The organism is Corynebacterium sp. PCR 32, from assembly GCF_037464985.1.
In the GTDB taxonomy this organism is placed as follows: Bacteria; Actinomycetota; Actinomycetes; order Mycobacteriales; family Mycobacteriaceae; genus Corynebacterium; species Corynebacterium kroppenstedtii_D.
In genome coordinates this window covers 202,089-215,239 of record NZ_JBAHVL010000003.1, presented here as the reverse complement: position 1 = coordinate 215,239, position 13,151 = coordinate 202,089, and the positions used below count along the sequence as shown (strand labels likewise).

7 protein-coding genes are annotated in these 13,151 nt (G+C 55.0%); 6 read left to right on the top strand and 1 reads right to left on the bottom strand.

The annotated features are described in order from the left end of the window. Positions 1–87 precede the first annotated feature (87 nt). The 6 genes from topA (at position 88) to V5S80_RS06035 (ending at position 11,875) form a co-directional block, all read left to right on the top strand. Positions 88–3,015, top strand: a complete 2,928-nt coding sequence (topA, locus tag V5S80_RS06060; protein WP_395169895.1) for a type I DNA topoisomerase — start codon at positions 88–90, stop codon at positions 3,013–3,015. A 700-nt stretch (positions 3,016–3,715) separates the two neighbouring features. Beyond that, entirely contained in the window at positions 3,716–5,401 is a 1,686-nt protein-coding gene (locus V5S80_RS06055; protein ID WP_395169860.1) for an AMP-binding protein, read from the top strand. Positions 5,402–5,594: 193 nt separating this feature from the next. Next, complete coding sequence (locus tag V5S80_RS06050) at positions 5,595–6,476, top strand: GDSL-type esterase/lipase family protein (RefSeq protein WP_395169859.1); 882 nt, start codon at positions 5,595–5,597, stop codon at positions 6,474–6,476. A 53-nt stretch (positions 6,477–6,529) separates the two neighbouring features. Further along, positions 6,530–6,673 carry a hypothetical protein gene (locus tag V5S80_RS06045; RefSeq protein ID WP_395169858.1) on the top strand — a complete coding sequence of 48 codons (144 nt, stop codon included), beginning with the start codon at positions 6,530–6,532 and terminating at the stop codon, positions 6,671–6,673. 108 nt (positions 6,674–6,781) lie between these two features. Next, positions 6,782–10,003 (top strand): cytochrome P450, encoded by a 3,222-nt coding sequence (locus V5S80_RS06040; RefSeq protein WP_395169857.1) that lies wholly within the window; start codon positions 6,782–6,784, stop codon positions 10,001–10,003. Positions 10,004–10,165: 162 nt separating this feature from the next. Beyond that, positions 10,166–11,875, top strand: a complete 1,710-nt coding sequence (locus V5S80_RS06035) for an AMP-binding protein (RefSeq protein WP_395169856.1) — start codon at positions 10,166–10,168, stop codon at positions 11,873–11,875. 9 nt (positions 11,876–11,884) lie between these two features. On the opposite strand, the gene V5S80_RS06030 is transcribed toward V5S80_RS06035, so the two are convergent. After that, positions 11,885–12,913 carry an enterochelin esterase domain-containing protein gene (locus tag V5S80_RS06030; protein ID WP_395169855.1) on the bottom strand — a complete coding sequence of 343 codons (1,029 nt, stop codon included), beginning with the start codon at positions 12,911–12,913 and terminating at the stop codon, positions 11,885–11,887. Positions 12,914–13,151 lie beyond the last annotated feature (238 nt).

The following is a 13,151-nucleotide window of genomic DNA, read 5'->3' as shown; positions in this document are numbered from 1 at the left end:
CGTGGTGCTGATCCTGGGCAGTGATCCCCTGCTTGGGTTGGGAACAATTTTTACTGGGCCTGTGTGAAGGGAAGGCGAGAAGCCAACGTGGCAGCATCTGGTAGCGCCGGAGGAGACGGTGTGAAACGGCTGGTCATTGTGGAGTCGGCGACGAAGGCGCGCAAGATTCAGCCGTACCTTGGGTCGGATTACATTGTGGAGGCCTCTGTGGGGCATATCCGCGATCTGCCGAGGGGTGCAGCCGATGTGCCCGCGAAGTATAAGAAGAAACCGTGGGCGCGGTTGGGCGTTGATGTTGAGAATAATTTTGCCCCGCTTTATGTCGTTAACCAGGATAAAAAGAAGAAGGTCGCTGATCTTAAGGCGAAGTTGAAGCAGGTTGATGAGCTCTATTTGGCCACTGACCCTGACCGCGAGGGGGAGGCTATTGCGTGGCATTTATTGGAGGTGCTCAAGCCGAAGGTGCCTGTTCGGCGCATGGTGTTCCATGAGATCACAAAGCCGGCCATTGTGGAGGCGGCGAAGCATACACGTGAGCTTGATCAGAATTTGGTGAATGCTCAGGAGACTCGTCGTGTGTTGGACCGGTTGTATGGGTATGAGATTTCGCCGGTGTTGTGGAAAAAGGTGATGCCGCGTCTGTCGGCGGGTCGTGTGCAGTCGGTGGCGACGCGTGTCATTGTGGAGCGTGAGCGTGAGCGTATTGCGTTTACGTCGGCAGAGTATTGGGATCTGTCGGGAACGTTTGATCTGTGTGATGATGCCGGTGCTGCTGCGTCACACGATGCTCCCCGTTCGTTTCCGGCCCGGTTGGCTGAGATTGATGGTCAGCGTGTGGCGCAAGGGAGGGATTTTAATGACGATGGCGAGTTGACGTCGAAGGCTGTGGCTCTGGATGAGCAGGCTGCTCGTCAGTTAGCAGACCAGTTGACGGGTGCTGCGATGTCGGTGCGGTCGGTGGAGGAGAAGCCGTATACGCGGCGCCCGTATCCTCCGTTTATGACGTCGACTCTTCAGCAGGAAGCTGGGCGGAAGCTGCATTTTACGTCTGAGCGGACGATGCGTATTGCACAGCGGTTGTATGAGAATGGGCATATTACGTATATGCGGACGGATTCAACGACGCTGTCAGAGTCGGGTATTAATGCTGCTCGTACGCAAGCTCGGGAGTTGTATGGGCCGCAGTTTGTGGCGAGTTCCCCGCGTCAGTATTCCCGTAAGGTGAAGAATTCGCAGGAGGCTCACGAGGCTATCCGTCCTGCTGGTGAGTCTTTTGCGACGCCGGGTCAGTTGGGTGACCAGTTGGATGCCGAGGAGTTTAAGCTCTACGAACTTATTTGGCAGCGGACGGTGGCGTCGCAGATGGCGGATGCCAAGGGTACGTCGGTGAAGGTGTTCGTGGCGGGTGAATCCGCGGATGGTCGTGATTGTGTGTTTGCAGCGACGGGCCGGACTATTACCTTCCCGGGGTTCTTGAAGGCGTATGTGGAGGTGTCGCGCACGGCGGATGGTCATCAGGTTGCTGATGATGCCGAGAATCGTTTGCCTGTTTTGCATGAGGGGCAGCCGCTGACTGCGTCGACGGTGGAGGCTGATGGGCATTCGACGACGCCGCCGGCGCGGTTCACTGAGGCAAGCTTGGTGAAGAAGATGGAGGACCTGGGGATTGGTCGTCCGTCGACGTATGCGTCGATTATTAAGACGATTCAGGATCGTGGATATGTGTATTCCCGTGGTAATGCGTTGGTGCCGTCGTGGGTAGCGTTTGCTGTGGTTGGGTTGTTGGAGCAGAATTTCGGCTCGCTGATTGATTACGATTTTACCTCGTCAATGGAGGATGTTCTGGATTCTATTGCGAATGGTTCTGAGAATCGTTCGCACTGGTTGGAGGGCTTCTATTACGGTGATGATGGCGCGTCGAGCGCGAAGGCGGAGACTATTGCCCGCCTTGGTGGCTTGAAGCATCTTGTTGGCGGCAATCTGGAGACTATTGATGCGCGCGAGGTGAACTCGCTTCATATGTTTGACGATGAGGACGGTTCGCCCATCGTTGTGCGTGTTGGCCGGTATGGGCCGTATTTGGAGCGCACTGTTGAGGGGGGCGGGGAGCCTCAGCGGGCGAATTTGCCGGATACTGTGACCCCGGATGAGTTGGATCGCGCGTTGGCTGAGAAGCTTTTGGCGACGCCGCCGACTGGTCGGGAGCTGGGGGCGAACCCTGCGAATGGTCGGATGGTTGTGGCGAAAGAGGGTCGGTACGGTCCGTATGTCACCGAGCTTGTTCGTGATGATGAGCGTGAGAAGGCTGAGACGAAAGCTGTAGCGACGGTTGACGCTGAGTGGGATGCTGATGATAAGGCCCGCGCGGCGGAGGGGAAGAAGCCTCTGAACCGGGAAACGAAGACAGCTGCGAAGCGGCGCGAGAAGCGTATTGATGAGTTGGTCACTGATATGTTGAAGCCGAAGACGGCATCATTGTTGAGCAGCATGGAGCCGTCGACGGTGACGCTTGATGAGGCTCTCATGGTGATGAGTCTGCCGCGTGAGGTGGGGGTGGATCCGTCTGATGGTGAGGTTATTACGGCGCAGAATGGCAGGTATGGCCCGTATTTGAAGAAGGGTTCTGATTCCCGTTCGTTGGGGAGCGAGGAGCAGATTTTTACCGTGACGTTGGAGGAGGCGCGGCGTATGTATGCTGAGCCGAAGCGTCGTGGGCGTGCTGCGGCGAAACCTCCGCTGAAGCAGTTGGGGGATAATGACGTGTCCGGCAAGCCGATGTCTGTGAAGGAGGGTCGTTTTGGCCCTTATGTGACGGATGGTGAGACGAATGCGAGCCTGAGGCGTGGTGATACGCCGGAGACGCTGACGGATGCGCGTGCATGCGAGTTGTTGTCTGAGCGTCGGGCGAAGGAAGCTGCTGATGGTGGTGCGAAGAAGGGGGCGAAGAAGGGTGCCGCAAAGTCGGCGAGGAAAGTGGGGCGGAAGTCTACGAAAAAGACTGTGAAGTCATCATAAGGTGGCCAGAGTTATCTTCTGGCCTGGGTAAAGAGTGTGAAGCTAACAGGGGAGCGGGATCTATGGTAACTCGGCGAGAGGTGTTTGATTGTGTTAAGCAAGAATGTGGCGTAGAGGCCGTGTTTCCCTGGTCAAAGTTCGTAAAGAAAATATAGAGGAATTATGGCTGGAGAAAGGGGTTTATCCAGGTTTTATACGGATAAAAAGAATTGGGTCAGTATTAATATTGAGGAATTTGACTCAATTGATTTTATCAAAGATCTAATTGTGGATAGCTTCTACCTCACTCAACCGTCGAAGAAATAGTTCTCGTTTAGTTCCGTGTGTGGTGCGGGGGTCGATAAGTTGGTTTGCTCTTCGGGACGGTGGTGTTCTGTAGGTTATCTCAGCTTTACGGAATGGTGGGGTGGCGCCCCCTTTTCGTTGTGATCTCCGTCTTTGCCGCGTGTTTCTCTATCCTTCCCCTCACCCCCTCATGGTTAGGTATTATTGCGGCACGGTGGCGGCCGGGTGATGTGGGTGTACAGTCGATGTATACGAATTGTCAGCTATGCTGTTCTGCTTGATGTGAGCCGTGGTTGGTTGCCCCCTATGTAATAGTTTTTGGCTGCAAAACGAAAATAAGGGGAGTGTCGCTTACATGCAGGAAACTCGACGCGTTACAGTGAATGAAACGAGCCGATCATAAGGAGTTTTTGATATGCCCACGTTGAATCTTAATCCAAAAGGAAATAAGCATGGTCAGACCAAACTGAATGTCATGCGCCAGTTCTTGTTTATGATGCAAAACTTGAAGGACTGGGATTTTATCGAAAACCAGGGGGCGAAAGATACGGTTCAGTCGCTTGTTAACCGGTGGCGGTGGAAGTCGCTGGAGGGTTCCATCATTGCAGATAGTGCCCGCCACTGGCCGGAGCGCACCGCGGTCATTGACGATGCGGGTGAGCTGACGTATTCAGAGTTGTGGGAAAACTCCAACCGTTTGGCTCGTGCGCTCAAGCGGCGGGGCGTCAAACCTGGTGACAATGTGGCAGTACTGGCTTTAAACAGCCGTTACACCTTGTACCCCATGTGTGCCCGTCACCTCATTGGTTTCAATACGATTCTGATTAACGGGAATTCCTCACCAGCTCAGATCGAGCGTATCCTTAATTTCCACGAAATTAAGTATTTCATCCTGGATGATGAATTCTATGAGTCAGTTAAAGACTTTGACCTGCAGTGCGAACTCATCATTGGCTACAATGGAACAGCTGGTGTGAACACTGATGGCCTTCCGACGGTAGATGGCATCATTAGTGAGGCGCGCGTTACGGATAAAATCCCGCTCAAGCCACAGTCCAGCCAGCTCGTCATTATGACTTCGGGAACCACGGGGCTTCCCAAGGGGGTTATTAGGAGGAATCCGAAATCTCCGCAAACCCTCGCGCCGGTGTTAGCGGCTGTTCCGTGGCGACAAAACCTCACTGTGATGGTCACCGCTGTCCTTTTCCATGGCTTTGGCATTTTAAACACGCTGTTGGGCTTCCTCAGTGGATCAACCCTTGTCCTGCGTCGTCACTTCGACCCGAAGCAGTCATTTGACGACATCGAGCGGTACAACATCAACGCTATGGCGACGGCAGCTTCCCGCATCAGGGCTCTTCTTGCCTACAAGGATGAGAACAAGATGACGGACGTTAACCAGATGGAGTTCATTTTCTCCTCCGGTAGCCCGTTGACACCGACCGAAATTGACCGTACGAACGACTTCTTCGGGCGTTGCCTGTGTACCATGTACGGAAGTTCTGAGAGTGTTGCCCTTGCGTCTGCAAGTGCCGAAGAGCTCGACGACGATCACACCCTCAGCGGCATTATCTACCCCGGTATCACTATCGAGATTCGTGATGATGAGGGCAATAACCTTCCGGAGGGGAAGGTTGGCAACATTTGGGCCGCGGAGTACGACATGTGCGTGGGGTACACCGATGAGGAAATTAAGATTCCTCATGATGACCGTGGCCTCATGCCGATGGGGGATGAAGGATATATCGAGAACGGGAATCGGCTGCATGTTCTCGGCCGCGCTGATGACTTGATCATTACCCAGTACGCGGAGAAGATCTTCCCGCAGCAGATCGTGTCAACTCTGGAAACCAACCCGCGCATTGACACTGCCTACGTTCATGGTGTCGAGGATGCGCAGTATGGTCAGGCCATTCGCGCGTACATCATTCGGGAAGAAGGCAGCACAATCAGCGCCGATGAGGTAAAGAAGTACGTCAAGGATGAACTTTCCGATGCGCACGAGCCACGTGACGTTTTCTTCGTTGATGAGTTCCCCCGCAATCCGATGGGCAAGGTTATGAAGCGGTACCTGCCTGGTAAGTCAACCGTCGACGAGTAGTCGTTGTGAAATAGGTCCGTTCTGCCCCAGTGGGGATGTGGCTCAGCGAGCATCGACCGCCGGGGCAGTGTGGATAGAAATTTCTTTTTCAGGTACACAACGGTCATCAGCTTTGTAACATGGGCAGGTAGTTCACAGAAACTATTTATGGTGTTGTTTGTAGAAACTGAAGGCTCAAGAAGGAAACGCGGATATGGCAGGTAGAAAAAGTATTGCGGCAGCGGTGGGGGCTGTGGCCTTGGCAGGCTCAGTTGCCTTCGGTATCCAGAATGGCCCCCAAACCCACGCACACGCGGAGGGGAGCGACAACTACGTCGCTTTTGGTGATTCCATCCAGATGGACCCCAACGACGTTCAGCTCGCTGCTGCTAAGAGCCCCATGCTAGAGAAGGCTCTTAACCTACCTGCCCCCGCTCCAGGGCGATGTGTGTCCAGCCCGAACCCGTACCCGAAGCGGGTGGGTGCGAGGACCGGGCTTGAGGTCCAGAACTACGGATGCGCCGCAGCGACCGTCGAATTCCCACACGCTATCGGCGGCGACATTGCACGGCAAGTCGACACTGCTCTCCGCGAAGGGACCCTCAACCCTAGTACGCGATTAGTAAGTCTCGCGTTCGGATTCAATGATTGGTATCAGGACCCGAATATTGGTCGTTCAGTGGAAGACCGGAAGGTCACCGCAGGTCGGGTCATGAATGACCAAATTGCACGAGTCAAACATGCAGCGCCGAACGCGAAGATTCTGTTGATCGGAAACCCTGATCTCACCGACGGTCGCAACAATATCTGCATGTCAAACGGATTTGGTGTCCAACTTAAGTTTTACTACCCGCTGCTTGCATTCATTCAGGACAACATTCGCCAATGGCAAGCAGACGTTGCTGCGCAGAACCATGTTGAATTCCTCGACATGATGTCCATGATCAATACCCCAAACAACAACAATGGGTGTGTATCTAACCCCGATCGCCTGTCGGCTGCGTTCTATGACGATGCCCCCCACCACCTATGGGGCCACCTCACGGACAAGGGACATGATTTCTACGCTGACCAGGTTGCATCTCGGTTGACCTAGGCACACCACCCCGTACCGTGGATTCCCACGGTATACCGTATGAAAGGAACATTATGGATCTTCAGACTGTACTCGAACAGGTAGCACGGTACGCCCCGAAAAACCCCCTTGTTTTCCTCCAAGGATCATGGGACTTTTCCGACTTTGCCGCACGGCTCTACAATTATGTTCCTGACCTGCATCCATTCATCCACTAAACAGCCCGTTTTATAGTTTCACGGTGAACACCAGACTGGGCCTGATTCGAATACTGACGGACTCACCTCTAGGTTTTCCTATCGAATACGTCTCATATAGGAGCGAGAATGACCAGTGTTCTTCCCGGACCACGTGAATTGCCCGTCGTCGGGACTTTGAAGGAACTTAATCCTCTAGATCTCGTGACGTCCCTGGAAAAGGGTGCCGATAAGTATGGCGAAATGTACCGCCATGTATTCCCCGATGGACGCAAAGTCATCTTGGTCAGTTCACACCGGGTCGTCAACGAGCTGTCAGACCAAACACGGTTTGACAAGCGTATTCATGGGTCCTTCATGGAGGTGAGGAAGTTTGTCGGCAACGGCCTCTTCACCGCCCGCACTGACGAACCAGAATGGCAGCAGGCGCACCGCATCTTGATGCCAGCCTTCAACAAAGTCGCTCTTCACAACATGTTCCGCGACATGGCAGACTGCGCAGACCAGCTGATGCTGAAGTGGCAGCGGATGAGCGAAGACACCCCTATCGACGTCGCTGATGACTTCACCCGAATGACCCTCGACACGATCGCCTTGGCATCGTTTAGTTATCGGTTTAACTCATTCTACTCTGAGAAATTCGACCCATTCGTTGATGCTTTCCAGCAAAATCTTCGACTCTCCCCATCGCGCGGATTGCTTCCGAAGTTCTACACAACGGTGACTGACGCGGTCTTCAAACGAAACACGAAAGTTCTTGAAAAGACCTGCGACAGGATCCTCGCCGACCGCCGTGAAAATCCCAATCCCCCTGGCCGGGAAGACATCCTCGATGTCATGCTTACTGCCAAAGATCACGTGACGGGACAACGACTCAGTGATCAAAATGTCAAAAACCAACTCATGACATTCCTCATCGCGGGCCACGAAACAACATCAAGCCTCTTAGGCTTCTGCGTGTACCGACTGATCTCTAACCCACAGGTGTTTACGACAGCGCGAAAACTTGTCGACGACAAACTTGAGGGCAGATTCCCCACGTTTGAAGACCTCGATGAACTTGGATACATCGACCAGATCATGTACGAAACTCTCCGCATGAATGGTCCTGTCCCCGTCTACGCTGTCTACCCTCTGGAAAAAACTGTCGTCGGCCGAGACGACAACCACGACGGCTACGAAGTCGACGTTAACGACTCCATCTACATTCTCGAAGACAAATTCCACCGGGACCCCACGATCTGGGACTCACCCGACACATTCGACCCCGAGCGATTCTCCCCGGAGAACGTTAAGAAAATCCCTTCCAACGCGTGGAAGCCCTTCGGACACGGCCAACGCTCATGCATCGGCCGGGCTTTTGCACTTCAAGAAGCGAAAATGGTCCTCATTCTTTTGCTTCAACATTTCGACCCCGAGTTCGTCGACCCGAACTATCACCTACACCGGGACAACAGCCTCGCCTCCAAACCAGGCGACCTCATCGTCCGAATGAAAAAACGCCCCGGCCACCCCTACACAGGACTCACCGGTGACGTTGATTTCTCCGGTGGATCTGCCACCGGCACCGACGTCACCCACCCCCAGCATGAGGTCGAGGTTCCGAAGAACGGGCATACGGTGAAAGTCTTCGTGGGAACCACCGCCGGGATCTGCCGAAATCTCGGCACCCGCCTCCTCACCTTCGCGCAATCCCAGGGATTCGACACCGCACTCTATGACCTTGACGACGCCGTTGAGAACCTCGACCCCGATGCACTCAACCTTATCGTCACCTCCTCATACGAGGGGCAACCCCCAGAGAACGCATTCAGATTCGTCTCATGGCTGGAGTCGAACGAACCCAAGAACCTCGACAACATCACATACGCCGTCTTCGGGTGCGGAAACTCCGAATGGGCGGCAACCTACCAGAGGATCCCGAAACTGGTAGACGACAAACTTGCCCACGCCGGCGCACGACGTCTCATCGACCACGGTGAAGGCGATGTCCACTCCGACTACCTCGGCCCCTTCCAAGATTGGTCCGATGAACTGTGGGAACAGATTGATTCCGAACTCGACGGAGTAAACCTTGAGCTTGACCAGGACTCCATCGAAGAAAGTTTTTCCATCGACGTTGCCACCACCGGCCGGTATTCTGAACTCTGCTCATCCGAAGCCATAGACTTCACATTCGGCGTCGTCGAATCAAACAAAAAGATCTCGGTTGACGACAAAAAGTTCACCACAAACAAATGGGAGATGTGCATCCGTCTCCCCGAATCACAACGTTTCGAACTCGGTGACTATGCAGAATTCCTTCCCAATAACCCGCCGACTGACGTCGACCGAGCCCTCACCCGCTTCAACAGCGATCCGGATTCCGTACTCACCTTCCGCGGCACGGGCAGCCCTGTCTCCGACGGCACGACGGTCACGATCGGCGCACTGCTGAGCTCATATGTTGAACTCTCCCGCCCAGCGGGCAAGCGACACATCAAAGAACTCGCCGACGCGTGCCCATGCCCCCCGGAAAAAGCGAAACTCGACGCCTACGCCAGCGAACACTACGACGACGCCATCATTGCTACGCGAAAGAGCGTCCTCGACCTACTGGAAGAATTCCCATCAATCAGCATCTCGTTCGAAAAATTCATCGCGATGCTCCCACCGATGGAACCACGACGCTACTCAATATCGTCCTCACCAAACCGTGACCCACACCTGGTAAAAGTCACCTATTCGCAAATTCACGGCGACGCCCTCTCCGGCCGAGGACCCTTCTACGGTGTCGCTACCAACTGGCTGCGCAACCACCCCGTCGGATCCCGAATCAAACTCTCCATCATCCCAGGGAAACCAGAATTCCGCGGAGAACCCGACCCTAAGAAAGGCATGCTCCTCATCGGCGCGGGCACCGGAATTGCCCCCTTGCTCGCCTTCGTCGACGACAGGACATTCCTGGAAGACGGCGATCCCACAGGTGTGGCTAAGAGCTACCTATTCTACGGATGCCACTCCGATAGCAGCGATTACCTCTACAAAGAAGAGTTCGAACACTCACATAAGCGTGGCCTTCTCGATGTCTTCCCTGCCTTCTCCCGTACACCTGAAACAATTCATGGAAACCCCATCACGTACGTACAAGACAGACTATGGGCAGAACGCGAACTCGTCTGGACGTTCCTCAACGACACCGATGGGCGGATCTTCATCTGCGGTGATGCAGGCGGCTTGTCAACGGGTGTCCGCTCCACCCTTGCCCGCATCTACTCGTCGTACACCGACTGTTCAGACCAGGACGCACAAGCCTGGCTCAACAACCTCGAACACACTCACCACCGCATGGCGACGGATTTCTTCTCCTAATCACCGCTCACTCGGCGCCGAGTAGACACCACGGCGATTCATACCACCAGAGATGCGGCGTGACCCCGCTGGACATTTGGGTCGCGGGGGACGCCGTTCCATATACTCGACACTGTTTTAACGGAATGTGCACACCGCACACTCGCTTGAGGGGTTAGTCCTATGCCAACGTTTACCCTTACTCCACAGGTTAACCACGGAGCTCCTGCGAAAGCTAAGCTGCAGCAGTTTATTTACTTTTTGCGAATCCTCAAAGATCTCGACGTCATAGAACCCATGGGGCCCAAAGACCTCGCCGCCGTGGCAAAAAACGTCGTCCGCTGGGGAGCGCTCGAAACCACCATGCTCGCCACCGCAGCGCGACAAAACCCGAACCGCCTCGGACTCGTCGATGACGACGGCGAACTCACCTACGCCCAACTCTGGGAACACACCACCCGCCTTGCTCTCGCCCTCCAAGCCCGCGGCGTCACAGCCGGCACCAACGTCGCCGTCCTCGCCCGAAACGGCCGAGCATCCGTCCTCCCCCTCACATGCCGCCACATGCTCGGCTTCAACATCTTCATGATCAACGCGAACACGTCGGCAAAACAACTCGACCAAGTCCTTGCGTTCCACCACATCGACGTCTTCATCCTCGACGACGAATTCCTCCCCATGCTCGCCGACACTGCCGCCGACACCTACGACATCATCCTCGGCCACGTTGATAACCCAGACAACGCCACCGGCTACGACACCCTCGACGGCATCATCAACCACGCCCGAGTCACCGACTCCCTGCCTCTACGACCCAAACGCGGATTCCACGTCGTCATGACATCAGGGACCACCGGAATGCCCAAAGGCGTCATTCGCGGCGCCTTCAAATCACCCCAAGGTGTTGCCCCACTGGTCTCCGGAATCCCGTGGCGGCGCGGCCTCAGCGTCATTCTCACCAGTGTTCTCTTCCACGACTACGGATGGGCAAACCTCTGCCTCTCCCTCTTCACCCAATCCACGATCATCGCCCGACGAGGCTTCGACCCTGCCGAAACCCTCGATGACATCAAAAAATACAACGCCACAGCGATGTGCTCCGCAGCCTCACGGCTCCGTTCCATCGTCTCCTATATGGACAATGAAGGCATCGACCATCTTGATGGCCTCGAATTCATTGTCTCCGCAGGCAGCCCCCTCGCCGAACACGAAATCCACAAAACCAACGAAAAATTCGGCACTCCCATCCCCGGCAGCAACGAACTCCGACCCGTCCTCTGCAACCTCTATGGCAGTTCAGAATCCGGCCCCATCGCCGTCTCCCGCCCTCACGAGCTCGCCGCAGACACCGCCCTCAGTGGACGCATCTACCCCGGCGAAATCGTCGACATTCGCGATGACAACGGTAACCCTCTCCCTGAAGGAGAAATCGGAATCATCTGGGTCGCCGTCTACGACCTCTTTGCCGGATACACCGACCAAGACATCACCATCCCTACGATCAATGGCGCCATCTGTATGCACGATCGCGGCTATATCACCGACGGCAACATGCTCCACGTCCTTGGACGCGGCGATGACCTCATCATCACCCAATTCGCCGAAAAAATCTTCCCCATCGAGATCGACAACGCCCTTGTTTCGCACCCACGTATCCATGATGCCTACGTCCACGGTGTCGCCGACGACCAATACGGCCAAGCCATCCGCGCCTATGTCATCCGTGAACACAACACACCCCCCATCACTGCCGACGAAGTCCGCGAACACATCGTGGCTGAACTCTCTGAAGGGCACCGCCCCCGTGATGTTTTCTTCGTTGAGGAATTCCCCCGCAACCCCATGGGCAAAGTTATCCGGAAAAAACTCCCCGGACACTCCACCATCGACTAGACAAGGGCTTTAGCGCAGAAGGTGCCCTAGCCCGCGGGTGAGGGCACCCATCCACCCAGCCATTTCGTGCCCATGGTTACTCATCTCCAGGGATGTCCGAACATCGGCTGCCATGAGACAGTCGGCAACAGCCCGAGTGTGAGGAATCATATCCGCCTCTCCCCAACCCACACTCATATGCGCCCGGATACGACGTGTCTGAATTCTGTTGATGACCTGAGGATCCTGGAGAGTGGTGGCAAGTTGACCACCGTCTCTACCACCCCAGGCGGGGAACCAGAACGAACCCGACTGCGAGAGAACATGATTCGCAATATGGGGTTCGCCAATCGCTACTGCGAGCGCAGCGAGGCCACCGAGAGATTGTCCACACACTATTGTCTCCTCCGGAGTCCAAGACGTGCGGGGCAGCAATTCCTCATGAAGCCAGCGTGGTAAGGCGGGGGTGCACCCCAAGATATCGAAGCGCTCGTTCCCAGTACCTGTATGAATAGCGATGACCTCGAGTGGAGGGAAACCTCCTTCACGAAGCGCCCGGGGGAGTGGCGTTCTGATCCACGACGAGCCATCAAAAAGTAGAAGAAGGAAACGCGGCGAATCTCCCGTCAGTGTGCGCCACGTCTGCCGGCCCGATACATTCAATGATTCCCAGTAACCAGGTGTAGGGGTGAGGTCCTCCCATTCCGGTTCAGGCAATGCGTGCGGACCACGAACTCTGCCCGTGCATCCAGATAGAGCTGGAGGACCAGGGATAGCTCGTTCAACGAGCGCATGCCATCGAGCCCGAGTATCAACAGGGCCAGGCGGGTCGAAACGCCTGATGAAACCCTCATCAACCGGCGCAATGAGGTAGGAGGAACACACATCATCTGGAAGCTCTAATCGCGCACTCCACGTTCCATCGGTACCACGAACCATGTGGTGAAGTTCCTCAGCATGATGGTCATGAATCGCGGCCACATGAACATAGACTCGTGCCGGCATCGATTCATCGAATGACGGTAAGTAGGAGAGCGGGAACTCGAAAATACTCGTCACGCGGACTCCTTAGAAAGTAATGGCAGAAAGCGTTTAGCCCGGAGAAAGGGCCTGTGCACGTTAACACGGTGGTAGAACGCAATACTGCCATCCTCGCCATATGTGGCCAGGTTTATCTTATGATGATTAAAAGGTATATGTAATTGGACTTCATTATAATTTAATTTTTAGCCTAGGTTAGCCATAACTATCTATGGGGTATGGTCAACTAGCAACGGCTGCTGTATCGAAGGAGATA

What these genes read in the sequence shown, in the direction of transcription:
- V5S80_RS06045 (WP_395169858.1), top strand. Translation starts at nt 6,530, where the DNA reads ATGGATCTTCAGACTGTACTCGAACAGGTAGCACGGTACGCCCCGAAA.
- V5S80_RS06035 (WP_395169856.1), top strand. Translation starts at nt 10,166, where the DNA reads ATGCCAACGTTTACCCTTACTCCACAGGTTAACCACGGAGCTCCTGCG.
- V5S80_RS06055 (WP_395169860.1), top strand. Translation starts at nt 3,716, where the DNA reads ATGCCCACGTTGAATCTTAATCCAAAAGGAAATAAGCATGGTCAGACC.
- V5S80_RS06050 (WP_395169859.1), top strand. Translation starts at nt 5,595, where the DNA reads ATGGCAGGTAGAAAAAGTATTGCGGCAGCGGTGGGGGCTGTGGCCTTG.
- V5S80_RS06040 (WP_395169857.1), top strand. Translation starts at nt 6,782, where the DNA reads ATGACCAGTGTTCTTCCCGGACCACGTGAATTGCCCGTCGTCGGGACT.